This window comes from Comamonas sp. Z1 (assembly GCF_008121555.1).
Lineage (GTDB): Bacteria > Pseudomonadota > Gammaproteobacteria > Burkholderiales > Burkholderiaceae_C > Comamonas > Comamonas thiooxydans.
Genome location: NZ_VOQT01000016.1, coordinates 1 through 22526, shown reverse-complemented (window position 1 = coordinate 22526; position 22526 = coordinate 1). Strand labels below are relative to the sequence as shown.

The following is a 22526-nucleotide window of genomic DNA, read 5'->3' as shown; positions in this document are numbered from 1 at the left end:
TTTGTGGCTGTGCGTTAAGAGTGGTTTTTTCTTGATTTTTCAGATTGACGCCATAGTGACCCTTTTGGCAAAAGCGCAGCCAAAGCCTCGCTAGAATGACTTCGTCTTGCGGTGAATTCCGGTTCACTGCAAAGCAGCGTTCTCAGGGCGGGGTGCAATTCCCCACCGGCGGTATCTGCGGCAATGCCTTGCATTGACTGCAGCAGCCCGCGAGCGCCTGCAGTCTCGCCAGAGCCTGCAGGGTCAGCAGATCTGGTGAGATGCCAGAGCCGACGGTCATAGTCCGGATGAAAGAGATCGCGCAGCATCGGTCCGTGATGCAGCTATCGCTGCCGCATGGGCGGGTGTATCAGCGCACGCCCTGATTCATTGGAATTTTCTGGAAATACCACCATGAATCAGACCCCCATCTCCATGAACTTTGCCACTCACGCGACTTCCGAGGGGACACCCTGGAAGGCTGTGGCCGGCCGCAGCCGCATTGCCATCATCAGCGCCAGCTGGCACACCGAAGTGGTCTATCAGGCCCGCGATGCCGCTCAGGCCGAACTCCTGGCACAGGGCGTGCAGGCCGGCAACATCACGCATTTCAGCGTGCCCGGTGCCTTTGAAATCCCGCTGCTGGCCAAGAAGCTGGCGCAAAGCGGTCGTTTCGATGCAGTGATCGCCACGGCACTGATCGTCAACGGCGGCATCTATCGCCATGAATTCGTGACCACGGCCGTGATCGACGGCCTGATGCGCGTGCAGATGGACTCCGAAGTGCCCGTGTTCTCCGCCGTGCTGACGCCGCGCGATTTCCACGAGCATGGTGATCATGTGGAGTTCTTCCGCCAGCACTTCGTGAAGAAGGGTGTGGAAGTGGCCCATGCCTGCCTGAGCACGCTGGACCAGCATGCCAAGGTGGATGCGCTCCTGCAGGCCAAGGCTGCCTGAGCGGCAGGTGTCAATGAAGGAACGCCCCAGTCTGGGGCGTTTTTCTTTGGCGCTGCTGCCATTTCGCGAGCAAGGGCTTGCGGCGGGTTTTTCCAGCACAGCCCGGGGCGCTTGCCGATCCCTGAAAACACTGATTGTTGTGCCGGTGTAGCACTCGCTGCACCTATGTGATTGCCTCATTGCCAATTGCCTGTCGCGGGGCATAAGGTTGGGTCTTGTCTCAACCGAGTGGAGTGCGCAATGAAGAATTTTGGCAAGTTGTGTATCGCGACAGTCGTAGCAGGTATGGCTGGGGGCGTGATGGCCCAGGAGCAGATCATCAAGATCGGTCATATCGGCCCGACCTCCGGCCCTCAGGCTCACTTCGGCAAGGACGATGAAAACGGCGTGCGCATGGCCATTGAGGACCTGAACGCCAAGGCCATGGAAATCGGAGGCAAGAAGGTCAAGTTCGTGCTGGTGGCCGAGGACGATGTGGCCGATCCCAAGCAGGGCACGGCGGCTTCGCAAAAACTGTGCGATGACAAGGTGGCCGGTGCAGTGGCCTTTGTGAACTCCGGTGTGGCGATTCCTTCTTCCAAGGTGTTCCAGGACTGCGGCATTCCCATGATCACGGGCGCTGCGACCAATCCCGATCTGACCAAGCCCGGCTGGAACACCACCTACCGCGTGATTGCCAACGACAACGCCCTGGGCGCGGCGCTGGCTAGCTATGCGGCCAAGAATCTCAAGCTCAAGAATGTGGCCGTGATCGACGACCGCACGGCCTATGGCCAGGGCCTGGCCAATGTGTTCAAGAAGGATGCCGCAAAGCATGGCATCAAGATCGTGGCCAACGAGTTCACCAACGACAAGGCCACGGACTTCATGGCCATTCTGACCTCCATCAAGGCCAAGAAGCCCGATGCCATCTTCTACGGCGGCATGTATGGTCAGGCCGGCCCCATGCTGCGTCAGATGGCCCAGCTGGGCATGAACGACGTCAAGATGTTTGGCGGTGACGGCATTTGCGTGACCGAGCTGGCCAAGGTGGCTGCCGGCGCCAAGCCGCTGGAGAACGTGGTCTGCGCCGATGGCGGAGCCTCCATTGCCAAGATGCCTGGCGGCACGGAGTGGAAGAAGCGCTATGACGCCAAGTATCCGGGCCAGTTCCAGGTCTACAGCCCCTACTTCTATGACGGCACCATGCTGCTGGCCGACGCCATGAAGCGTGCCAATTCATGGGACCCCAAGGTCTATATCCCCTTCCTGCAGAAGTCCGACTATTCGGGTGTGACCTCCAAGATCCAGTTCGAGAAGAATGGCGAGATGAAGAACCCCAGCTATACGCTGAGCCGCTATGTGAACGGCAACAAGACGCCTATCGATCTGAACTGATTGCCTTGAGTGCACCAGGCCATGTGGTGTGGCCTGTTTTGCAAAGCCTGCGGATGCCTCGCATTTGCAGGCTTTTTTGCTTTCGGTCTTTGGGGGGGCAGGCAGGCATGGATTGCTGCTGGCTGGGGCGTTGCACGCGAAAGGATTGCGCTAGTTCTGCATGCCCTCTAGCTGCGCGAAATACTGGCGCAGCACCTCGATGGCCTCGCGCACCTTGGCGGGCAGGCTGTCGCGGCTGGCGGTGACGGCCCAGATATCCAGCATGCCCATGTCCCAGTCAGGCAGCAGGCGCACCAGGCTGCCCGTCTCCAGACTTGCCGCCACGTCATGGGCCGAGAGCAATGCAAGTCCCAGGCCTGCTTCACAGAACTGCTGCACCGCGCTGCGATGGTTGCTGACCATGAGCGGTCGCACCTGCAGCCGGTACTCCTGCGCCGTGTCCTGCTGGCGCCATAGGAAGTCGGCCTGGGCGTCGTCACTGCGGCTCATTTCCAGCCAGGGCAGCTGTGCCAGCTCGCTGGGGTGTCGAGGCGTGCTGCCGTGGGCCTTGATCCAATGCGGCGAGGCGCAGAGCAGGGTGGCGCTGCGTCCCAGATGACGGGCCACCCAGCTGGAGTCCTGCAGATTGCCGAAGCGCAGCGCCAGATCCACGCGCGCCTGGATCAGGTCTATGGGAGCGTCATCCATGAGCAGGCGCAGCCGCAGCTCAGGATGCATGGCCAGCCACCGGCCCAGCGCCGGGGCAGCATGCTGGGTGAAACCTGCCGGGGCAGCCAGACGCAGCTCGCCGCTGGGGCGCTGATGCTCGGCGGCCAGCTCGGCGCGCGCCCGGCTGGCGGCCTCGCACATGGCGGCGCACTGGATGTAGAAGCGCTGGCCGGCATCGGTCAGCGTGAGTTGGCGCGTGGAGCGGTGCAGCAGCGTCAGGCCGGCCTCCTGCTCCAGTTGACGGATATGCTGGCTGACGGCCGAGGGCGTCATGTCGAGCTGGCGGGCGGCCGCGCTCATGCTGCCGCGCTCCACCACGGCGGCAAAAATGGCCATGCGTCTGAAATCTTCCATGAGGCTATTTTAAAGTGCTGCTTCAAGGTCATGGTGGCTGAAAGGGGTTTTTCTCGCAATTAATGGCGATTAATCTTTAGCTCTGTTGAAGATATAAGGAGTTTTCCAATGAAAGTCGCATTGATTGGCGCCACGGGTTTTGTCGGTGCCGGGTTGCTGGATGAGTTGCTGCGTCGCGGTCACGAAGTCGTGGCCCTGGTACGCAAGCCCGAGGCCGCTGCAGCGCGCGAGCATGTGCAGTTCGTCAAGGCTGACGTGCTCAAGGCCGACGAGGTGCAGCGCGCCGTGACTGGCTGCGATGCGGTGGTCAGCGCCTATAACGCAGGTTGGAGCAATCCCAATATCTATGACGATTTCATGCGGGGCTCGCGTGCCATCGTGCAAGGTGTCAAGGCTGCGGGCATCAAGCGTTATCTGGTCGTTGGCGGAGCCGGCAGCCTGTATGTGAATGGCCAGCAACTAGTGGATTCGCCCGATTTTCCGGCCTTCATCAAGCCCGGCGCCTCGGCGGCGCGCGACATGTTTGCCGAGCTGCAAAAGGAAGCCGCTCTGGACTGGACCATGCTGAGCCCGGCCGTGGGTTTTCATGGCGGCTCCGATGCGCAGTCCAGGGGCCGTACCGGTCACTACCGTACAGGCAAGGACGAACCTTTGGTGCAGGCCGACGGCCAGCCCGGCGATATTTCGGTTCAGGACCTGGCCGTGGCATTGGTCGATGCCCTGGACAGGAACGAACACGTCAAGGCTCGTTTCACCGTCGCGTATTGATCAAGCCCTGCCGTCGCCCGGTCCGACCCCATTGATTGATGGGGAAAGGTCGGGCTGTCTGTCTGCTGTCATGCTGCAAGCGCACAATTTCGGGTTTTGCGGCGCCAGACGCCTGCACGCCTTGATTGCATGACAGAAACCTTGACTGCCCCTATCGAATCGACCCGATCTCCCGCCCAGGCCTGGCTCAGCGTGATTGCGCTGGCGCTGGGTGCTTTTGTCTTCAATACCAGCGAGTTTGTGCCGGTCGGTCTGCTCAGCAGCATTGGCGCCAGCTTTGACATGCAGGTGGAACAGGTGGGGCTGATGCTCACCATCTATGCCTGGGTGGTGGCGCTGGCTTCGCTGCCCTTCATGCTGCTCACGCGCACGGTGGAGCGGCGCAAGCTGCTGATGGGCGTGTTTGCGGTGTTCGTGCTCAGCCATCTGCTCTCGGGCGTGGCCTGGAGCTATGCGTCCCTGGTCATCAGCCGCATCGGCATTGCGCTGTCGCATGCGGTGTTCTGGTCCATCACGGCCTCACTGGCCGTGCGGGTGGCGCCTCCGGGCAAGAAGGCCATGGCGCTAAGCCTGCTGGCCACGGGTACTTCCGTGGCCATGGTGCTGGGTATTCCGCTGGGCCGCATCGTGGGTGAATGGCTGGGCTGGCGCATGACGTTTCTGGCCATTGGCGCGGTGGCGGCGGCGGTGATGCTGGTGCTGGGCAAGCTCTTGCCTCGGCTGCCCAGCGAGAACGCAGGCTCCCTGTCCAGTGTGCCCATGCTGTTCAGGCGCCCGGCCCTGGTCGGCATCTATGTGCTGCTGGTGGTGGTGATTACCGGCCAGTTCACGGCGTATAGCTATATCGAGCCCTTTGTGCAGGACATTGCCGGCCACGCCGGCGATGTGACCACAGCTGTGCTGCTGCTGTATGGCGGCATGGGTATTGTGGGCAGCGTGCTGTTCGGCTGGTTCGGTCTGCGCTTTCCGCGCGGCTTTCTGCTGGCATCCATCGGCGTGCTGGCGCTGAGCCTGTTGCTGCTGGTCATGAGCAGCACGCATGTCTGGAGCCTGTATCTGCAAAGCTCGGTCTGGGGCATTGCCATGATCTGCTTTGCGCTGTCCATGCAGTCCAAGGTGCTGAATCTGGCGCCCGATGCCACCGATGTGGCCATGTCCATGTTTTCGGGCATTTTCAATATCGGCATTGGCGGCGGCGCACTGCTGGGCAGCATCGTCAGCCAGCAATGGGGCATGACGCATATCGGCTTGGTGGGCGGCCTGCTGATTGCCATGGGCGGCGCGCTCTGGTTGTACATGATGCTCAAGCTGGCCGACAGCTTTCGTTTGAAGTCCTAGTTTTGTATACAAAACTGGCCTGACTCTTGCATGGGTGGTTTGTCTCAAACTTTTTAGAGAGGAAACCACCCATGAAAGCGTTTGCCGCTACCTTCACCACCATCGCCCTGGCTGCGGCCAGCCTGTCGGCTCAGGCCCAGAGTTCCGTGCAGCTCACCGGCACCATCGATAGCTATGCGGGCTCCATGAAGCTGGCAGGGCAAGAACGCGTGGCCTCGGTCGGCTCCGGCGGTCTGACCACTTCCTGGTGGGGTGTGAAGGGCGTGGAGGATCTGGGCGGCGGTCTCAAGGCCGACTTCAATATCACCAGCTTTTTTCGTGCCGATACCGGTACCCCCGGCCGCTTTGATGCCGACCCCTTTTTCTCGCGTGATGCCAATGTGGGTCTGGCTGGCAGCTTTGGCCGTGTGAGCCTGGGTCGTGGCCTGGCGCCTAACTTCCTGCCCACGGTGCTGACCAATCCGTTTGGCGACTCCTTCACGGTCTCGCCGCTGGTGCTGCATGCCAATATGACGACCGCGGCCTGGGGAGCGGACAGCCTGACCACGGCCTCCAACACCGGCTGGAGCAACCAGATCCTGTATTCCACGCCCAGCTTCGGCGGTCTCAGGGCCAATGTGCATTACCAGTTCGGCGAGCAGACCACCAGCGGCAACAAGGGCAAGAAGAATGTGGGCCTGAACCTGATGTACTCGGGCGGACCGCTGAGCCTGACTGCGTTCTACGAGCGTGCGCAGATCAGCAATCCGGTATCGCTGGCGGTGATGCCGACCAAGAGCAACTGGATGGTGGGCGGCAGCTACGACTTCAGCGTGGCCAAGCTCTATGCCACTTACGGCCAGGCCAGGATCGACGCCCAGGACCGCGAGAACACCACGTACTCGCTGGGCCTGGACATCCCCGTCAGCGGCACGCCCGGCACCTTCAAGGCAGCGGCTGCTCGCACCAATTCGGAAGTGGGCAGCGTCAGCGGCACACGCACCACCGTCAGCCTGGGCTACGACCATTTCCTGTCCAAGCGCACCGACGTCTATGCCGTGGCCATGTATGACCGCGTGAGCATGGACATTCCCAACAAGTCCGGCACCAGCGCCCTGGTGGGCATCCGTCACCGTTTCTGAGAACAGGTCTTGTACTGCACCAGTTTCATGCATGAGCACCTGGCTTGTGCATGAGGCGGGGCAAAGAAAAAGCCCTCGCCGGTATGTGCCGGCGAAGGCTTTTTTCATGTGCAGCAGACGCTTATTCGTCCATCTTCAGATTCTGCTTTTGCACCACGTTCTTGTAGACGGCCAGCTCTTCGGCCATCTGCTTGGCAAAGGCTTCGGGGGTGTCGGCCATGATGATGGAGCCGCTTTCCTCGATGCGCTTTTTCACATTGGGGTCCTGCACGGCCTTGCGCACGGCGGCATTGATCTTGGCCACGACATCCTTGGGCAGGTTCTTGGGGCCGACGATGCCGTAGTACGCCATGCGGTTGACCTGGGGCAGACCGATTTCCTTGAAGGTGGGCACATCAGGCAGGGCGGCCACGCGCTGAGGGGCGGCGACGACCAGGGCCGTGAGGCGCTTTTCCTTCACAAAGGGCAGGGTGGAGGGCAGGTTGTCGAAAATCAGCGGCACCTGGCCGGCCACGGTGTCGTTCAGCGCAGGGCCGGAGCCACGGTAGGGAACGTGGGTCATCTCGGTCTTGGTTTCCAGCTTGAACATTTCCATCATCAGGTGGGTGATGGAGCCCAGGCCGGGCGATGCGTAGGAGTACTTGGCGGGATGGTTCTTGATCTCGGCCAGGAAGCTCTTGTAGTCCTTGCCGGCAAACTTGGGATTGGCCGCAATGATGTTGGGCGTGGCCGCAATGTTCACGATGGGCGTGAAGTCGGTGGCCACGTTGTAGGGAATCTTGGGATTGATGGCCGGGTTGGTTGCCGTGGTGGACACGGTGGCAATGCCGAGGTTGTAGCCATCGGGCGCAGCTCGGGCGGTTTCAGAGGCACCGATGCTGCCGCCGCCGCCGCCCTTGTTTTCCACCACCACGGACTGGCCCAGTTCGCGGCTCAGCGGCTCGGCAATGATGCGGGCGATCAGGTCGGTCGTGCCGCCAGCAGCAAAGGGAACCAGCAGGCGGATGGGCTTGTTGGGATAGGCGCTTTGTGCCTGTGCAGCGCCGCAAAAAGCCATGGCAGCCAGAACGGTGGCTGTGAACTTGAACATCAATGTCTCCTTGGAAAGTGTGATTGGCAGTGCATCTCTGGTGAAATTGCCTGCAGTTTTCGGGGCTGGGGCCCTCTTTTGTTGTCAGGAGTTTGCTTTGGCCGTGAAGGCTTCAAACCACTCCTTGCTCATGCAACGCAGCAATGGCGTTGTCATCAAGTCCGAATTCGCGCAGCACCTCATCGGTGTGCTGGCCGAGGGCTGGCGGGGCGTTGCGGTAAGTCACCGGCGTGGCCGACAGACGTATGGGGTTGGCGACGGTGGCGATATGGCCAATGCCGTCACTGGCGTTGCGCGGCAAGCTTTGCTGAATGCCGCGTGCCTTGACCTGAGGGTCTTCAAAGGCCTGGGCAATGGTGTTGATGGGGCCGCATGGCACGGCTTTGTCTTCCAGCAGCGCAATCCAGTCAGCCGTGCTGCGCTGAAGCATCTGTGGCTTCATCAACTCCAGCAGTGCCGCACGGTTCTGTACACGGGCGGTATTGGTGGCAAAGCGTGCATCCAGGGCCCAGCCGTCCTGGCCGATGGCTGCGCAAAAGCGCGCGAACTGACCGTCATTGCCTATGGCCAGCAGCACATTGCCGTCCAATGTCGGAAAGTCCTGATACGGCGCCAAGCTGGGGTGGATATTGCCGGCGCGGCTCGGCGCCTGGCCGGTGGCCAGAAAGCCTGCAGCCTGGTTGGCCAGCACGGCCATGCCCACGTCCAGCAGCGCCATATCGATGTACTGGCCCTGGCCGGTGCCGTTTCTCGCATTGTCGCGGGCGTTGAGTGCAGCCAGGATGGCATTGCTGGCATAGAGCCCCGTGAACACGTCGATCACGGCCACGCCAACCTTGAGAGGGCCTCCGCCGGGTTCGCCATCTGCATGGCCGGTGATGCTCATTAGGCCGCACATGGCCTGCACCATGAGGTCATAGCCGGCGCGCTCGGCATAAGGGCCGTCCTGGCCAAAACCCGTGATGGAGCAGTACACGAGGCGCGGGTTCAGCGCCTTGAGACTCTTATAGTCCAGACCATATTGAGCGAGCCCCCCGGTCTTGAAGTTCTCCACCACCACATCGGCCTCTTGCGCCATGCGCTGCAACAGGGCCCGGCCCTCGGGGTGTGCCATGTCCACGGTGAGGCTGCGCTTGTTGCGGTTGCAGGCCGTGAAGTAGCTGGCCTCGCGCGTATCGTTGCCCGCATCGTCCCTGAGGAATGGAGGGCCCCAGTGGCGCGTATCGTCGCCGGCAACCGGGCGCTCCACCTTGACCACGTCGGCCCCCAGATCGGCCAGCATCTGAGTGGCCCAGGGGCCCGCCAGCACGCGCGACAGATCCAGCACCTTGATGCCTGTCAGTGCGCCTGTGGGAGTGGTGGAGCTTGCGTTCATGTCGGATGATCCCGTAAAGCGAAACAATGAAATAAATAGCTGCTTGCGCTTTATTTGTCTGGGTTCTGAGCTGAAAACTATTCAAAGCCCAGACAAATCAAACGGTACTAGCTAACAAATGAATAGCGGTGGTTGCCACCCCCTTCGCAAGAGGAAACGAGCAAGGGCCGCCCCGCAGCGAGGTTTCCGTCCCCCTCCCATAGCGCAAAGCGCGTAGAGAGAGGGGGAAGCCGCGTAGCGGCTCAGGGGGTGTCAGTTAAATGCAGCGATGCCGGTCTGGGCACGACCCAGAATCAGTGCGTGCACATCGTGAGTGCCTTCGTAGGTGTTCACCACTTCCAGGTTCACCAGGTGGCGAGCCACACCGAACTCGTCGCTGATGCCGTTGCCGCCCAGCATGTCGCGCGCCATGCGGGCGATGTCCAGCGACTTGCCGCAGTTGTTGCGTTTGACCAGAGAGGTGATCTCGATCACGTTCTGGTGTTCGTCCTTCATGCGGCCCACGCGCAGCGCGGCTTGCAGGCCCAGCGTGATTTCGGTCTGCATATCGGCCAGCTTCTTCTGGATCAGCTGGTTGGCGGCCAGGGGACGGCCGAACTGCTTGCGGTCCAGTGTGTACTGGCGGGCGGTGTGCCAGCAGTCTTCTGCCGCACCCAGCGCGCCCCAGGCAATGCCGAAGCGGGCGCTGTTCAGGCAGGTGAACGGGCCCTTGAGGCCGCGCACGTCGGGGAAGGCGTTTTCTTCGGGGCAGAACACATCGTCCATCACGATTTCACCAGTGATGGAGGCGCGCAGACCCACCTTGCCGTGAATGGCAGGGGCGGACAGACCCTTCATGCCCTTTTCCAGCACAAAGCCGCGGATCTGGCCCACAGTGCCGTCCTCGGAGACTTCCTTGGCCCAGACCACGAACACGTCGGCCACAGGGCTGTTGGTGATCCACATCTTGTTGCCCTTGAGGCGATAGCCGCCGTCGACCTTGTAGGCGCGTGTAGCCATGGAGCCGGGGTCGGAGCCGTGGTCGGGCTCGGTCAGGCCGAAGCAGCCGATGAACTCGCCCGAAGCCAGCTTGGGCAGGTATTTCATCTTCTGCGCTTCGGTGCCGAACTCGTTGATGGGCACCATCACCAGCGATGATTGCACGGAGGCCATGGAACGATAGCCCGAATCAACACGCTCGATCTCGCGCGCCACCAGGCCGTAGCTCACATAGTTCAGACCCGCGCCACCGTATTGCGTGGGGATGGTGGGGCCCAGCAGGCCCAGCTCGCCCATCTCGCGGAAGATGCTGACGTCCACGGACTCGTTGCGGAACATGGCTTGCACGCGAGGCTTGAGCTTGTCCTGGCAGTACTCGCGCGCTGCGTCGCGGATCATGCGCTCGTCTTCGGTCAGTTGCTGGTCGAGCTGGAAGCAGTCGTCCCACTGGTAGCCATTGGCCATGTTCATCTCCTGAATGCAAGGTGTCGGGTTGCAGGCGCATTTCCGCCTGAGTGCTTGCACACATATTAGATTTGCAGAACAGGGGCTGGCAAACGATGAATAATCATCTATGGATGAGTAAAACGCATGTATAAGCGAATTATTCAGGGTTTCCCCTTTGTTTTGAGATTGATTGATGCGTTCTAAGCACAAAAGATATGCGTAGAGTTCTCCCTTCCACCCAGGCCCTGGCCTGCTTTGAATCGGCCGCCCGCCATGTCAGCTACACCAAGGCTGCGCAGGAGCTGTCGCTGACGCAAAGTGCCGTCTCGCGCCAGATCATTGCGCTGGAGGAGTTTGTGGGCGTGGCGCTGTTCAAGCGCACACGCCACGGCGTGCTGCTCACCGATGCGGGGCTGCATTATGCCAAGCAGGTGGGACGCTGGCTGCAGGGGCTGGAGCGCGACACGCTGGATCTGATGAGCCATCAGGGTGAGGGCGGCCCCATCAATCTGGCGGCCGTGCCCACCTTTGCCACGCGCTGGCTGCTGCCGCGCCTGCCGCAACTGGCACAGCAGCACCCCGACATCACTGTGCATATCGATGTGCAGACCCGGCCTTTCCTGTTTGCCGACACGGTGTTCGATGCCGCTCTCTACGCGGGCACGCCCGAGCAGGTGGCCCGCTGGCCCGGCGTGCAGGCGCAGTGGCTGATGGACGAGGAAGTCGTGCCCGTGTGCAGCCCGCAACTGCTGGCCACGGCCCAGCAGCGTGATCCAGGCCGTGCCTGGCTGCCGGTCGGCCCCGAGGTGATTGCGCGCCTGCCGTTGCTGCAGCAAAGCACGCGCCCCCAGGGCTGGCGTCAGTGGTTCGACGCGATGCATGTCGATGCACCGCGCGCGCTCGACGGCATGCGGCTTGAGCTGTTTTCCATGCTGGCCGTGGCTGCCAGCCAGGGTCTGGGCGTGGCGCTGATCCCGCCCATGCTGATCGAGCAGGAGATTGCGCGCGGCGATCTCATCGTCGCCTGTCCCCAGCCGCTGCGCGGCAACCGCGCCTATTACCTGGTCACGCCCGAGCTGGCGGCCGAGGCACAACCGTCGCCGGCGCTGCGGGTGTTCAGCCAGTGGTTGCAGCACAAGGCGCAGGAGGCTGCAGGTCGCAAGCCAGAGCGCCATCCTTGAAATACAGCTTTGACCGCATGGCCGCCGGGCTTTGGGCCTTCGATGCAGGTATCTAGGCAAGAATGATTGCTTGCCTGGCCAGTAAAACGCTGGCTGCTATGAATTCTTGCAGTGGAGAGTCGAATCATGTCATTCAGCCAAAGCCTGTGGAACGCCAACCAGGCACTGTTTCAAAGTACCCTGGAGCTGCCCTTCAACCAGGAGCTGGCGTCCGGCACGCTGAGCCGGGAGCGCTTTCGCCACTACATGATTCAGGATGCGCACTACCTTGTCGCCTATGGCCGAGCGCTGGCCGTGACGGCGGCCAAATCCGATAACGCCGAAGGCGTGGTGCAGTTTGCCAATGCCGCCAATGAGGCCGTGGTGGTGGAGCGCGCCCTGCATGGTGGCTTTATGCGCGATTTCGGCGTGACGCCCGAGCAGTTCGCGGCTACGCCGCTGACGCCGGCCTGTCATCACTACACCAGCTATCTGCTGGCCACGGCCTGGAGCACCACTTACCCGGTGGCCGTGGCCGCGCTGCTGCCCTGCTTCTGGATTTATGCCGAGGTGGGGCGCGACATTCACGCGCGCTCGGCCAAGGACAATCCGTATCAGGCCTGGGTGGACACCTATGCCAGCGAGGAGTTTCATGCGGCGGTGCGCGGCGTCTGCGCCACGGCGGATCGCCTGGCCGAGGAGGCCACCGAGGCCACGCGCGCGGCAATGCATGCGGCCTACAAGGATGCGGCCCGGCTGGAATGGATGTTCTGGGACAGTGCCTACCGCCTGGGAGATTGGCAAGGGCCGCTGCGCTGAGTCGCTGAGTTTTAGTGCATAAACGGGGTGCTGATTAAAAAATAATCAGCACCCCGTTTTCCCTAATGTGACAAGGAGTTAAGTCGCTTATTCAAGTGCTTGCTCCGGTTTGTCCACAAGCTTGTAATGATTTAGTGGGGAAAACTGGGCTACAGCCCAAGTTGAGTAGGCGTGAGCTGCTATGAAATGCGGAGTTTGTAGGCTTTAAGAGCCGTATAGTGTGATTTGCTTAAAAATTAAGCGGGCATTGAAAAGTCTTTGCAGAACAATGGCTTGATACGCTTATCCCGTTGAGTGGTTGGTATTGTCCACAAGCTTGTAGCGGGCGAATGGGGATATCCCGATACGATGCGCGGTAGAGCATCGAGGGAGAGGGAAGTGAAGAAATCAACATACCGGGCCATTGTTCTTGCCTCCATGCTCATCCCTGTGGCGGGCCTGTGCCTGGATTCCTTTTGTCCGCTGATCCCGGCGAGTCTGAAGTCGGTGTATGACAGCATGGTGCAGTTTGGCGGCATCAAGAGTTATCCGCCAGGGGTATGGCTGGCCATGGTGGTGGTGGTTGTGACTACGCTGGCTTCTTTTTACGGGCAACTGCGCTTCAGGAGCTGGGCGCCGAGTCTGGCTGTGAGCTCGACGCTAGTCGGCTTGCTGTTGTCCTGCTTTACGGGGCCGATTTTGCAATCGGGTGTGGGTGATGCTGCTGCTGGTGCGGGCGCCATGTTGAGCGGGATGGCGCTGATCCTGCCTTATGCCAGCGCCGAAGTGCGGGCTCTTTTCTGGCCACAGGCCGCCGCAGCGACTGTCGATACGGCTGGCCATCAGGCGGCTGCGATTGGGCCAGTTTGAGTCATGGGTTTAATGCTTTCCGGCATCGACTAGGTGATCAATCAGCGCCCGCACCTTGAGCGGCAGGTGGCGCGATGGCATATACAGTGCATAAGCGGTGCGCGGCGCGTAGTTGCCCGTCAGCAGCCAGTCGGGCAGTACCTGTACCAGTGCGCCGCTGCTCAGCACGGCCTGGGCGGCAAAGTCTGCCACCAGGCCTATGCCCTGGTGCTGCAGCGCCAGATTGATGATGCCCGTGCTGCTGTCCATGGATAAAGGAGAGTGAACGGCGACTTCGGTCACGGCAGCCTCTGGGCTGCGGGTTTGGCCGTGCACCCATTGCAGCCGGCTCTGAAAGTCGCCATAGCCCAGCGTGATGCATGCCACGCCATGCTCGCGTCCCAGCTCCAGTGGATGCTCGGGCGGCTTGATCAGACCCCTGAGGTAGGCCGGCGAGGCCACGGCGATGTAGCGCACCTGGCGCAGCTCGCGCGCCACCATATGCGGTGGTAGCTGTTCTGGCCGGGTCAGGCGGATGGCCAGATCCAGACCTTGCTGCGCCAGGTCCTGCATCTGGTCGCTGAGGCTGACGGCGACCTCAAGCTCGGGCCATTGGCGGCGCAGCGCAGGCAGCTGTGCACTGAGCCATATTTCACCAAAGATGGTCGGTGCCGTCAGTCGCACCGTGCCGCGCGGCACGCCGCTGTAATGGCCGGCAATGGCGTGGATATCGCTGGCCGTCTGTGCCAGCTGGCTGCAGGCGGCATAGACCTCGGCGCCCAGCTCGGTCAGGGACAGGGAGCGGGTTGTGCGGTGCAGCAGCTGCACGCCCCAATGGGCTTCGAGCCGGCCCACGCTGCGGCTGACGGCCGAGGTGGTCAGATCCAGTTGCCGTGCGGCGGCGGCAAAGCTGCGCTGCTCCACCACCTTGGCGAAAACCAGCATTTCAGGAAGCAGGCCGGACTCTGTGCTCATGGTTCAGCTTGATTGTTGATCTTTGGGTAATAGTAAGTGGAATAGAGCTGTATTGATGCTTAGAAGTGATTGAAGGACCATGCCATCATGACTTCCCAGACATCTTCCTCTTTACAAGTGCTGGCTTCCAAGCCGGCTTTGGCAGCCACCTCGCCGCCCAAGGCTGCAGCCGGCGGTAGCTGGCGCATGGTGCTGGCCATGGCGCTTTCCGGAACCATCGGCCTGCTGGTGGTGGAGAGCGGCCTGCCCGTGCTGTGGGTGGTGTGGTTGCGTTGTTTGCTTGGCGGACTCGGGCTGGCGGCCTGGGTGCTTTGGTCGGGCCAGTGGTCCCGGCCGACCTGGCGCGAGAGCGGCTGGCTGCTGCTGGGGGCTGTGGCGCTCATCGTCAATTGGCTGTGCCTGTTTCGTGCCTATGAATACAGCGGCATTGCCATTGCCACGGTGGTCTATCACGTACAGCCCTTCTTGCTGTTGCTGCTGGCAGCTCTGCTGCAGGGCGAGCCTCTGCCGCTCAATCGGCTGCCCTGGCTGCTGCTGGCGCTGGTAGGCGTGGGCTTGAGCAGCGGCCTGGTAGGGCTGACTGATCAGCAGGCGTCGCAAGGGCAATCCTTGGGCATTGTGCTGGCACTGCTGGCAGCCAGTCTTTATGCCCTGGCCACCTTGGCCACTCAGCGGCTCAGGCGGCTTGCGCCGGCGCAGATCGCCATGCTGCAGATGCTGCTTGGTGCGCTGAGCTTGCTGCCCTGGGTGTGGGAGCTGCGTGCCCAGGCACTCTTCAGCCCCAAGGTCTGGGCTGCGGTGCTGGTGCTGGGCCTGGTGCACACGGCCTGGATGTACACACTGATGTACACGGCATTTCAAAGACTGCAGGCGCAGGCGATCGCCGGCTTGTCCTTTATCTACCCCGTCATGGCTTTGCTGGTGGATCTGCTCTGGTTTGGTGCCAAGCCGCAGCCGGCGCAGTGGCTGGGGATGGCGCTGATTCTGGGGGCGCTTGCAGCTTACCGGCGTAGCGAGCGAAAGCCTAATCAAAAATAGCTGCCAGCGGTTATGCATCAAGCGCCAGCAGCTATTGTTTTAAATCCAGGGGGTAATGGCCAGCACCAGTGGCATCAGCACCGCCGTGGCCACGCCGTTCAAGCCCATGGCCAGAGCGGAGAACGCAGCGGCTGTGGGGTTGAGCTGGATGGCGCGTGCCGTGCCAATCGCATGGGCCGTAAGTCCGATGGCAAAGCCTTGAACCGCTGGATCCTTGAGACGCAGGACGCGGCACAGCAGCGGTGCCATCATGGTGCCGCTGATGCCGGTAATGGCCACGGCCACGGCGGCCAGCGAGGGTGTTCCTCCAAAACGCTCGGCCATGGGCAGGGCGATGGGAATGGTGGCCGATTTGGGTGCCACGGCGATCAGCGTAGCTTGCGAGCCGCCAAAGGCCCAGGCGATGCCCAGCGCCGAAAACAGAGCGACCAGACAGCCCACCAGCAGCGCCACGCTGATGGGCAACCACAGCTGACGGATGCGCTCGCGTTGGGCGTAGAGCGGGATGGCCAGTGCCACGGTAGCCGGGCCTATCATCAGACCCAGCAGGGATACGCCGCTGCGATAGGTTTCATACGGCGTGCCTGTGAGCAACAGAATCGCGACGATGACGACCACGCCGGTAAACACCGGAATCAGCATGGGGCGGTTGCCGCTTTTCCTGTAGATGGCCATGGCCGCCAGATAGACCAGCATGGTCAGCACCAGCCAGGGCAGGGGCGAGCCTTGGGCCAGGCTCAGCCAGGCGGTGTGCAGGCGTTCAAGCAGGGGTGTGCTCATAAGCTCTGCTCCTGTCTTGCCGCGGGCTCGTCATCCGACTTGAGAGTGCGCTGGCGCTGCAGGCAGAAGCGGAAGGTGAGGGCGGTTGCGGTGAATGTGATGGCAGCTCCGGCAATGCAGGCCAGCACAAACGGCAGCCATTCGCGGCGCAGGTGGTCGAATTCCAGCATTACGCCTGCAATGACGGGGATGAAAAGCAGCATCATGTTCTGCAACAGAACCTGAGCAGTATCTTCCAGTGTCTTGGGTAGGCGTTTGTAAAACAGCAGGCCCAGCAGCAAAAGCAGGATGCCGATCAGCGCGCCGGGCAGAGGCAAGCCCGTGACGCGGGCCAGGAACTCCCCCAGTAGCTGAAAGGCAAAAAGTACGGCAAGCGCATACAGCATAAAGGTGGTCAGCTCCTGAATAATGAGTTGGCAGCCTGTTGTCAGGCTGCCAACTCTGTAAGGGTGGGGTATGGCTTGGGTGAATAAAGGTAAAGCAGGCGGGTAACTATTGCGTGTCGCGGATGACAGGTTTATCTTGGATCTCAGGCGCTTCGGAGCCGAAGCGGCCAGTCATCGCACGAGCTTAGGAGAAGTCACCATGCAAACCGCAGTCTATCGCGCACCTGTGTATGAACCTACGGTCGATGAATTGGAAACACTCAAGAAGCTGGAGCTGGGCGAGGATGTCTCCCTGTGGTCTGCCGCCAAGGAATATCTTTCCAAGCGCCTGCTGGAGCGGGGCCTCGTGGAGCAGGATGCAGAAAAGCACTGGCATATCACCGAGTCGGGGCGTATGGTGATCCGGCGCCAGCTCTGAAATGCTCGGGGTTAACCCTTGAGTTGCAATTGCCTGATTTGGAGGCAACCTACCTTTCAACCCGCAAGTACAAGGGCTTGTGTGCTGTTATCACCAGGATTTCACTGGATATCCACAATCATGTCCACATGATCTGTGGAAAAAAGCGCTGTCATGGACAGCGCTTTTTTTGTGGCTTGACTCAAGCCAGGGTTGCTCGGATTGACAGCAAAGGCTCTCGTTGACAGTACAAGTGCAGCGATGCTCAAAAGGCATTTTCCAGAGAGAAATGTCCCATGTGACCTGCTGTGTGCTATGGGCTTGAAGCGAGTGGATGTTTGACAGATGGGCGATGCTGCCGGTGCCTGGCATGGTATTGCAAGGCATAGATCCGCACCAGATTGTGCAAAGTTATGCACAGTGACTGTGCAACTTCGAAAAGATGAGCGAGCAAGAGAGATCCTGCCTTATCCCGGCAAAGGAAAGGCATGGGGCTGTGGCGTAATTGATGCGCCGGCTTTTCGCGTGGAGAACGGAAGGCTGGATGGCAGCGAAGCTGCCTTTTCGGCTTGGGTATGTAGTGCCGGATTGGACCGGAACGCCCTGCTGCGGGGATTTCAATTCCCAGCACTCACCCTGGAGGGATGCGGATTGTATTCGATATTCAGGCGCAAAAAATTGTCGCAGCGTTCCTTTGGACAAAAACGCGTTGCGCCCATGATGCCGACATGAGGTCGAAGCTGGGTCGATTTGTCAGCAGGTACTTCGCTTGGTGTTGCTATCAGTGCTGAGTGGCTGCATATTTGCAGAGCACAAATCAACAAGGGCGGGTTGAAGCCCGCCCTTGTTAGGTGAGTTGCTGTCAGCACCAAAGAAGTGCTGCCGTCCTGTTATGCCTTTGACCAGTCTATTCGCTTGTAGGCACGAAAAACAGGTACTCACCTGGCCCCATCTGCGGGGTAATCACATAGCCTTCGCATTGTCTGTCCTTGCATTTCACAGGGATAGCGCGGGGCCAGATAGTTGCTGCAGTAGGGTAACCAGGCAGGTACTGCGGCACATGCCATACCCCATAGTCCCCCACTGGCTCTGCTTGCTGCGAGCCTGCTGCACCTTGCTCGCCACTTCCGAAGATCTGGCGTTGAATGCTCAACGGTTCATTGATGGCCCTGGAGTCGGGTGCAGCCAAAGACGAAGCGCTGCATAGTGCAATCGCTAAAAGAGCTAGAGTCTTGCCCATAGCGGCCTCCTAGATTAGGAATCACGCCCACTAATTGTCATACAGCTGTGCTGTACGTGGATCTTCCATCACAGATGTTACAAGCGAGGGGCGAGGGGCTTCAGGTGTCAAACTTGACTGAACCTCTGTGGGCGCTGAAGCGGGAGTGGGGCTACCTTGTGCCGAAGCATCCGGCCCGTAGTTGTTGCGGCGCTCGTCTGCAGTCATGGATTGCGGGCATTTAGAACCCGTGATCTCCAGTGCCACGCGAGCGGCGGGATCCATGCAGTCCATTGCCAGCGAGGCTGCCTTCATGCCCTTGTTCCAGAGCTCACGGCTCATTTTCAGGCGCTTGCAATGCTCGTCCGTCCAGGTTGTGCCGAAGCTCACGCCAAAGCCAGGTCCGTTGGCACTGCCGCTGCTGCTGCCCATGCAGGTGTCATTGCTGGTAGTGAGATTGGGGCCGTTCACGCTGGGAACGTTTTTCATGGTGTAAGTACCTGTGTACTCCACAATGTTCTTGGACGTCCCGGATACCGTGCTGTTCAGGTTCTGGGTGGTCGTGCCGTTCGTTGTGATGTTTTGATCGGAGGTTGAAGTGGATCTGCTGTCCATCGTGGATACAGATCGACTTTCCGCCGGGGCAACGACCGGATTGACAATGGTGACCGACTGATTCTGTTGCGCCCCCACGGAAGAGGAGCTAGAGGAGCTTTGCGCGCTGCTGTCGGCACTTTGCGCATAACTGCACAAAGGAACGCAAAGACTTAACAGAGCTATTGAGAATTTCATGCTTTGCTCCTACGTTGCCCGAGCCCGGCCAGGCAGCCAGGCCCGGGACAAACACAACTATCTTGGGACAGCTGCCTTAGTTGGCATTGGCAGCGGAGCCTGCACCGGCAGTACCGGAGGTGCCACCACCGTTGGAGAAGTAGCCAGCATTGCCAAATGCTCCAGCGTTCTGATGGACGGTACCCACCGAGGTTGCGCCCGATCCGGTGTTGGTCCACGCGCCGCTAGGCCCAGAGATAGCAGCCGAAGTTGCGCCATAACCGGAAGTGGTACCAGCATTGCTGTTCACATAGGACAGTCCGCCACCAGGGCCAGCGCCAGTGGCAACTTGGTTGGCTGTGTGCGAAGTGGCCACACCAGCTGCTCCGCCGCTGACGGGGCCTGCGCTGTAACCAGCCAGGGCCGCAGAACCTGCGTTAGCGTTGGTCGCAGCACCGCCACCCGCAACAGCGTTGCCCGAAGTTGCAGAAAGGCTCTTCACGTTACCGTAGGTAGTTGCGCCACCACTGACCGCAGCACCACCGGCGCCGTAAGGGCCTACAGCAATGCCGCCACCAGCGGCATTGGCGTTGGAGGTTGCACCGGAGGTTGCACTATTCATGCTCAGCGCAGCACCGTTGCCCGAGCTGGCAGCACCCGACACCGTAGCTGAAGATGCGCTCGACGTCGTGTTTGTGGCAGCGATGCTTGAGCCGCTCACCGCAGCAGATGCAACACCAGCCAACGCAATAACCGCCATGGCAATCAGAGACTTTTTCATGATCATTCCTTTGAATAGCGAGTTCTCAGACAACTGAGAGTGTGTGAGCGAAAGACCGATGCAATTTCGCAAAGGCCAGTGTTAACCGTCAACAAGTTATGGAGTGCTTTGTTACGTTCCAAAACTGCTTTCGGTGAAGGCAGTTTCAGAAAACGACGGAGAAACAGTAATACCCCATTCAAAGATATTTTTTGAAGAATTTAAAATGATGAGAAAAATGAATGATTTGTTGTGGCTTGTGGATGTTGTGCTATTGAAAGAATAGTCCTTGTTGGAAAATTCTTACAATGCTAAAAAATGTAATATGTATTTCTTTTTATTTTATATGTCCATTGTTTCAAAAATAAAGGGTTTACATCTATTTTTCTGATGAAAAGAAGTTAATACCTCGTATTCCAGTATTAATTTGTAAAAATCTAAACCTTATTTTTCTTTATTTGTTTTTTGTAGATTTTCAATGGAATGAATTCTATTTTTCGCGAGATTCCAAAGAAATCGACCCATCAAATGGAGTGTCACATGTATCTATCCGACGCATTTATGAGCTCACGGTTTGATGATGCTGGCAGTACAGAAGTCACATCTACTGTCTTTGGGCGCATGTGGCCGTCCGACATGAAGGGTCAGCAGAACCAGCCGGTGCGAGTCTTTCTGGTTGACGAAGACAGCCATGTCAGGAATGTGATCTCGCAGGAGCTCATGCGTGATCCGCGCACTCTTCTGGTAGGGCAGGCCTCCAGCTATAGAGAGGCTCGTAAGAACATCTTTTTGCAAGATTTCGATGTGCTCCTCATTGACCTGTCTCTTGGTGAAGGCCAAGGAATCGAGTTGCTGGAATCGATCCAACTAAAGAGGCCTGACGTGCTGAGCATTGCAATTTCTGCAAGTGAAAACGACGACGCGGCCATGAATGCTCTTAAAAGAGGCGCTGTTGGGTACCTAGTGAAGAACTCATGGTTTGGAAGCTACTCGCAAGCTGTGCTGGAAGTTGCGAATGGTGGAGCCGCTATATCTCCAGTAGTGGCAAAGAAAATCATTCCAAAAATATTCAAGGCCAATTTTCATGAGGAAAGTATCTTCAAACACAAGAGCTTTGAGTCGCTGACTGAAAGAGAAGTGGAAATATTGAAATTGATAGCCCAAGGAAAAAGCTCTCTCGAGGTCGCGTCCTACTTGCAAATAAGCCCTTTGACAGTGTCAACGCATATAAAAAATATTTACGGAAAGATGCAAGTAAGAACCAGGGCGCAAGCCGTCAGATGTGCAATATTGATAGGTATTATTTGAATACTGTTGTTCACTGTGCTCTAGGTCTTAAATGTAAAAATACTCTGTCTTAAATCTCATATTGAAATGATATTTGATTCTGAAATATTTTTTGCAGATTTCTTTATAGAGAAATTTCTTTCATGAGGTGGAAGGAGCTTTTACCTGGTCACTTTCAAGCATGTGCTCCTTGTTGGGCAAAGCGTGCGTGCTGTTTTCACATGGCTGCGATCCAGCAGCTTTGATGCTTCATCGATGTCATGGATGGGCCGGCCGCGAAGTTGCGTATGTCGCACATAGGCATGGCGCGCATTCGTTTGCCAGCCTCTTTATTGCCGGTGACAAGAGTGAGGTTGCCCCGTTGCAAGAGCTGTTCGATACATTCAACGAGTGGGCGGGACGGGAGGTTGTGAGGCAGCCTCCTTATGAAGCAAATATGAGCTGACCACTGCACTCTATTCGGCGGCACTGGGAGGGGGAGTCAATGAATGGGGATACCACTCCGAAATGACCGATGCTGCATGCGCATGTGCTGATCGCCAGAGGTCGTTCTGGCTGGAGCCAGGATGGTCTGGTAGTTCGATGTGTCTATCAGCCGCGCGAATAGCGAACCAAATGCCATGCTCCCAGTCCTGGTCTCGTTGCAGTTTCTTGAGGGCAGGTGCAGTAATCACGATCACTCTCTTATTGCCCGCTCTTGCATAGCCGATCTCAACCAGCGTTCCAAAAGCCTCCAGGTCTTCGAGATAGGCGACAACAACGTCGGCCCGTGAGATGCCTTGAAGAGCTCCGCGATAGGCAGCGCTTTGTGGATTGGAGGGAGAGTAAGAATTCGCGCCATGCATGTGTCCATGGCTGCCATTTTTCGCTTTCCATGGACCTGAATACATGAACCTCGTACGAGTTCCGTGAAATAGCATTTCTTCCGGCGGCGCGATCAGCACATCGGTATCTGAATTCTCGATCCCTAGATCACCAAGTGCCTTGGATCTGGATACGTCGAAGATTCGCCAACAGGAAAACTCTCTGCCCGGGTCCTCATTGTCTAAATCTGTCCCCATTTTTCCCGCCATGTAGACGACAGGTAGAGCCAGTTTCGCTTGGCGGATTGCTTTGCTCGCCTGCAGCCAGTTTTCGACATCCGTTTCAAACCAGCCAATGGCTCTGTTGCTCATCGGTGTGGGATGAGGAAACTTGTCCTTGCGCAACAGCTTGTAGAGCATCGATCTTGATAACCCAGTCCGTGTCAGAACCTCATCCATAGGGATGACATTCTTCGTGAAGCGTGATTCGCTATCCGTAGGCATGTGGTTTCTTGAGCTCGTGTGCTAGGTGGATGAGCTGGCGTTAATTAATGCAATAAGTATTAATTTCTGATAGCCATACCCAATGTAGGATTGGCTCTGACATTGTTGTCGAATACGAACGATTTGTATTAATTTTGTATTTTGATCTGCTTTCACTCTTCGGAGGGACATGACGTTACCTGTCGGGTCCCGGACGATTGGCTGCTTAAAAACAAGCGTCCGTTGCTGCATGGCCGAGAGGTACTGCAAGCAGTTCTGGCAACATGGCAATCCCGTGCCAAGGAGTTGCCATGCTGATCAGCCTTCA

The 22526-nt window shown here is 58.9% G+C and carries 22 protein-coding genes and 1 riboswitch; of the genes, 12 read left to right on the top strand and 10 right to left on the bottom strand.

Features of this window, described 5'->3' with window-relative positions; translation table 11 throughout:
* The first annotated feature begins 134 nt into the window (after positions 1–134).
* Positions 135–303: riboswitch (FMN riboswitch) on the top strand.
* A gap of 90 nt (positions 304–393) precedes the next feature.
* Together FSY45_RS21735 and FSY45_RS21730 are read left to right on the top strand one after the other, a co-directional pair.
* Complete coding sequence (locus FSY45_RS21735) at positions 394–936, top strand: 6,7-dimethyl-8-ribityllumazine synthase (protein ID WP_003069072.1); 543 nt, start codon at positions 394–396, stop codon at positions 934–936.
* Positions 937–1176: 240 nt separating this feature from the next.
* Positions 1177–2313, top strand: a complete 1137-nt coding sequence (locus FSY45_RS21730) for a branched-chain amino acid ABC transporter substrate-binding protein (protein ID WP_003069075.1) — start codon at positions 1177–1179, stop codon at positions 2311–2313.
* Between the two features lie 150 nt (positions 2314–2463).
* Here the strand turns inward: FSY45_RS21730 and FSY45_RS21725 are convergent, their stop codons facing one another.
* Positions 2464–3375, bottom strand: coding sequence for a LysR family transcriptional regulator (locus FSY45_RS21725; RefSeq protein ID WP_003069076.1), 912 nt, complete (start codon positions 3373–3375; stop codon positions 2464–2466).
* Between the two features lie 108 nt (positions 3376–3483).
* On the opposite strand from FSY45_RS21725, the gene FSY45_RS21720 reads away from it, so the two are divergent.
* The 3 genes from FSY45_RS21720 to FSY45_RS21710 all read left to right on the top strand — a co-directional run bounded on the left by FSY45_RS21720 (position 3484) and on the right by FSY45_RS21710 (position 6602).
* A complete protein-coding gene (locus FSY45_RS21720) occupies positions 3484–4143 on the top strand; it encodes an NAD(P)-dependent oxidoreductase (protein ID WP_046461561.1) in 660 nt (219 codons plus the stop codon).
* Positions 4144–4272: 129 nt separating this feature from the next.
* Positions 4273–5481, top strand: coding sequence for a sugar transporter (locus FSY45_RS21715; protein ID WP_046461562.1), 1209 nt, complete (start codon positions 4273–4275; stop codon positions 5479–5481).
* Positions 5482–5552: 71 nt separating this feature from the next.
* Entirely contained in the window at positions 5553–6602 is a 1050-nt protein-coding gene (locus tag FSY45_RS21710) for a porin (RefSeq protein ID WP_046461563.1), read from the top strand.
* 121 nt (positions 6603–6723) lie between these two features.
* On the opposite strand, the gene FSY45_RS21705 is transcribed toward FSY45_RS21710, so the two are convergent.
* The 3 genes from FSY45_RS21705 to FSY45_RS21695 form a co-directional block, all read right to left on the bottom strand.
* Positions 6724–7692, bottom strand: a complete 969-nt coding sequence (locus tag FSY45_RS21705; protein WP_003069084.1) for a tripartite tricarboxylate transporter substrate binding protein BugE — start codon at positions 7690–7692, stop codon at positions 6724–6726.
* A 112-nt stretch (positions 7693–7804) separates the two neighbouring features.
* On the bottom strand, positions 7805–9067 hold the full coding sequence (locus FSY45_RS21700) for a CaiB/BaiF CoA-transferase family protein (protein WP_046461564.1): 1263 nt from the start codon (positions 9065–9067) through the stop codon (positions 7805–7807).
* A gap of 252 nt (positions 9068–9319) precedes the next feature.
* The gene (locus tag FSY45_RS21695; protein WP_003069087.1) at positions 9320–10510 is read right to left on the bottom strand and encodes an acyl-CoA dehydrogenase; all 1191 of its coding nucleotides are present in this window, start codon (positions 10508–10510) and stop codon (positions 9320–9322) included.
* Between the two features lie 197 nt (positions 10511–10707).
* Between FSY45_RS21695 and FSY45_RS21690 the strand changes: the two genes are divergently transcribed.
* From FSY45_RS21690 to FSY45_RS21680, 3 genes are all read left to right on the top strand, one after another.
* A complete protein-coding gene (locus tag FSY45_RS21690; RefSeq protein WP_003069089.1) occupies positions 10708–11673 on the top strand; it encodes a LysR family transcriptional regulator in 966 nt (321 codons plus the stop codon).
* A gap of 126 nt (positions 11674–11799) precedes the next feature.
* Positions 11800–12471, top strand: coding sequence for a thiaminase II (gene tenA / locus FSY45_RS21685; RefSeq protein WP_003069091.1), 672 nt, complete (start codon positions 11800–11802; stop codon positions 12469–12471).
* Positions 12472–12849: 378 nt separating this feature from the next.
* Complete coding sequence (locus tag FSY45_RS21680; RefSeq protein WP_046461571.1) at positions 12850–13320, top strand: hypothetical protein; 471 nt, start codon at positions 12850–12852, stop codon at positions 13318–13320.
* A 9-nt stretch (positions 13321–13329) separates the two neighbouring features.
* On the opposite strand, the gene FSY45_RS21675 is transcribed toward FSY45_RS21680, so the two are convergent.
* A complete protein-coding gene (locus tag FSY45_RS21675) occupies positions 13330–14274 on the bottom strand; it encodes a LysR family transcriptional regulator (protein WP_046461565.1) in 945 nt (314 codons plus the stop codon).
* 87 nt (positions 14275–14361) lie between these two features.
* Here FSY45_RS21675 and FSY45_RS21670 point away from each other — a divergent pair, with 87 nt between their 5' ends.
* Positions 14362–15312 (top strand): DMT family transporter, encoded by a 951-nt coding sequence (locus FSY45_RS21670; RefSeq protein ID WP_122975085.1) that lies wholly within the window; start codon positions 14362–14364, stop codon positions 15310–15312.
* A 39-nt stretch (positions 15313–15351) separates the two neighbouring features.
* Here FSY45_RS21670 and FSY45_RS21665 read toward each other — a convergent pair whose 3' ends face one another.
* Positions 15352–16092, bottom strand: coding sequence for an LrgB family protein (locus FSY45_RS21665; RefSeq protein WP_003069102.1), 741 nt, complete (start codon positions 16090–16092; stop codon positions 15352–15354).
* Complete coding sequence (locus FSY45_RS21660) at positions 16089–16478, bottom strand: CidA/LrgA family protein (protein ID WP_003069103.1); 390 nt, start codon at positions 16476–16478, stop codon at positions 16089–16091. Before FSY45_RS21660 ends, FSY45_RS21665 begins: the two co-directional genes overlap by 4 nt.
* A 199-nt stretch (positions 16479–16677) precedes the next feature.
* Here FSY45_RS21660 and FSY45_RS21655 point away from each other — a divergent pair, with 199 nt between their 5' ends.
* Positions 16678–16896 carry a hypothetical protein gene (locus FSY45_RS21655; RefSeq protein WP_003069105.1) on the top strand — a complete coding sequence of 73 codons (219 nt, stop codon included), beginning with the start codon at positions 16678–16680 and terminating at the stop codon, positions 16894–16896.
* 1249 nt (positions 16897–18145) lie between these two features.
* Here the strand turns inward: FSY45_RS21655 and FSY45_RS27900 are convergent.
* On the bottom strand, positions 18146–18886 hold the full coding sequence (locus tag FSY45_RS27900; RefSeq protein ID WP_171832543.1) for a hypothetical protein: 741 nt from the start codon (positions 18884–18886) through the stop codon (positions 18146–18148).
* Positions 18887–18962: 76 nt separating this feature from the next.
* Positions 18963–19586: a hypothetical protein gene (locus FSY45_RS28340; protein ID WP_223305646.1), complete on the bottom strand. Its 624-nt coding sequence runs from the start codon at positions 19584–19586 to the stop codon at positions 18963–18965.
* Between FSY45_RS28340 and FSY45_RS21635 the strand changes: the two genes are divergently transcribed.
* Both FSY45_RS21635 and FSY45_RS21630 read left to right on the top strand, forming a co-directional pair.
* Positions 19504–19683, top strand: coding sequence for a hypothetical protein (locus tag FSY45_RS21635; RefSeq protein WP_223305645.1), 180 nt, complete (start codon positions 19504–19506; stop codon positions 19681–19683). The two genes, FSY45_RS28340 and FSY45_RS21635, sit on opposite strands and share 83 nt — an antisense overlap.
* A 482-nt stretch (positions 19684–20165) precedes the next feature.
* Positions 20166–20933, top strand: a complete 768-nt coding sequence (locus FSY45_RS21630; RefSeq protein WP_039049092.1) for a response regulator transcription factor — start codon at positions 20166–20168, stop codon at positions 20931–20933.
* 434 nt (positions 20934–21367) lie between these two features.
* Here the strand turns inward: FSY45_RS21630 and FSY45_RS21625 are convergent, their stop codons facing one another.
* A complete protein-coding gene (locus FSY45_RS21625; RefSeq protein WP_046460927.1) occupies positions 21368–22219 on the bottom strand; it encodes an AlpA family phage regulatory protein in 852 nt (283 codons plus the stop codon).
* Positions 22220–22526 lie beyond the last annotated feature (307 nt).

What these genes read in the sequence shown, in the direction of transcription:
- FSY45_RS21735 (WP_003069072.1), top strand. Translation starts at nt 394, where the DNA reads ATGAATCAGACCCCCATCTCCATGAACTTTGCCACTCACGCGACTTCC.
- FSY45_RS21730 (WP_003069075.1), top strand. Translation starts at nt 1,177, where the DNA reads ATGAAGAATTTTGGCAAGTTGTGTATCGCGACAGTCGTAGCAGGTATG.
- FSY45_RS21725 (WP_003069076.1), bottom strand. Translation starts at nt 3,375, where the DNA reads ATGGAAGATTTCAGACGCATGGCCATTTTTGCCGCCGTGGTGGAGCGC.
- FSY45_RS21720 (WP_046461561.1), top strand. Translation starts at nt 3,484, where the DNA reads ATGAAAGTCGCATTGATTGGCGCCACGGGTTTTGTCGGTGCCGGGTTG.
- FSY45_RS21715 (WP_046461562.1), top strand. Translation starts at nt 4,273, where the DNA reads ATGACAGAAACCTTGACTGCCCCTATCGAATCGACCCGATCTCCCGCC.
- FSY45_RS21710 (WP_046461563.1), top strand. Translation starts at nt 5,553, where the DNA reads ATGAAAGCGTTTGCCGCTACCTTCACCACCATCGCCCTGGCTGCGGCC.
- FSY45_RS21705 (WP_003069084.1), bottom strand. Translation starts at nt 7,692, where the DNA reads ATGTTCAAGTTCACAGCCACCGTTCTGGCTGCCATGGCTTTTTGCGGC.
- FSY45_RS21700 (WP_046461564.1), bottom strand. Translation starts at nt 9,067, where the DNA reads ATGAACGCAAGCTCCACCACTCCCACAGGCGCACTGACAGGCATCAAG.
- FSY45_RS21695 (WP_003069087.1), bottom strand. Translation starts at nt 10,510, where the DNA reads ATGGCCAATGGCTACCAGTGGGACGACTGCTTCCAGCTCGACCAGCAA.
- FSY45_RS21690 (WP_003069089.1), top strand. Translation starts at nt 10,708, where the DNA reads ATGCGTAGAGTTCTCCCTTCCACCCAGGCCCTGGCCTGCTTTGAATCG.
- tenA (WP_003069091.1), top strand. Translation starts at nt 11,800, where the DNA reads ATGTCATTCAGCCAAAGCCTGTGGAACGCCAACCAGGCACTGTTTCAA.
- FSY45_RS21675 (WP_046461565.1), bottom strand. Translation starts at nt 14,274, where the DNA reads ATGAGCACAGAGTCCGGCCTGCTTCCTGAAATGCTGGTTTTCGCCAAG.
- FSY45_RS21670 (WP_122975085.1), top strand. Translation starts at nt 14,362, where the DNA reads ATGACTTCCCAGACATCTTCCTCTTTACAAGTGCTGGCTTCCAAGCCG.
- FSY45_RS21665 (WP_003069102.1), bottom strand. Translation starts at nt 16,092, where the DNA reads ATGAGCACACCCCTGCTTGAACGCCTGCACACCGCCTGGCTGAGCCTG.
- FSY45_RS21660 (WP_003069103.1), bottom strand. Translation starts at nt 16,478, where the DNA reads ATGCTGTATGCGCTTGCCGTACTTTTTGCCTTTCAGCTACTGGGGGAG.
- FSY45_RS21655 (WP_003069105.1), top strand. Translation starts at nt 16,678, where the DNA reads ATGCAAACCGCAGTCTATCGCGCACCTGTGTATGAACCTACGGTCGAT.
- FSY45_RS27900 (WP_171832543.1), bottom strand. Translation starts at nt 18,886, where the DNA reads ATGAAATTCTCAATAGCTCTGTTAAGTCTTTGCGTTCCTTTGTGCAGT.
- FSY45_RS21630 (WP_039049092.1), top strand. Translation starts at nt 20,166, where the DNA reads ATGTATCTATCCGACGCATTTATGAGCTCACGGTTTGATGATGCTGGC.
- FSY45_RS21625 (WP_046460927.1), bottom strand. Translation starts at nt 22,219, where the DNA reads ATGCCTACGGATAGCGAATCACGCTTCACGAAGAATGTCATCCCTATG.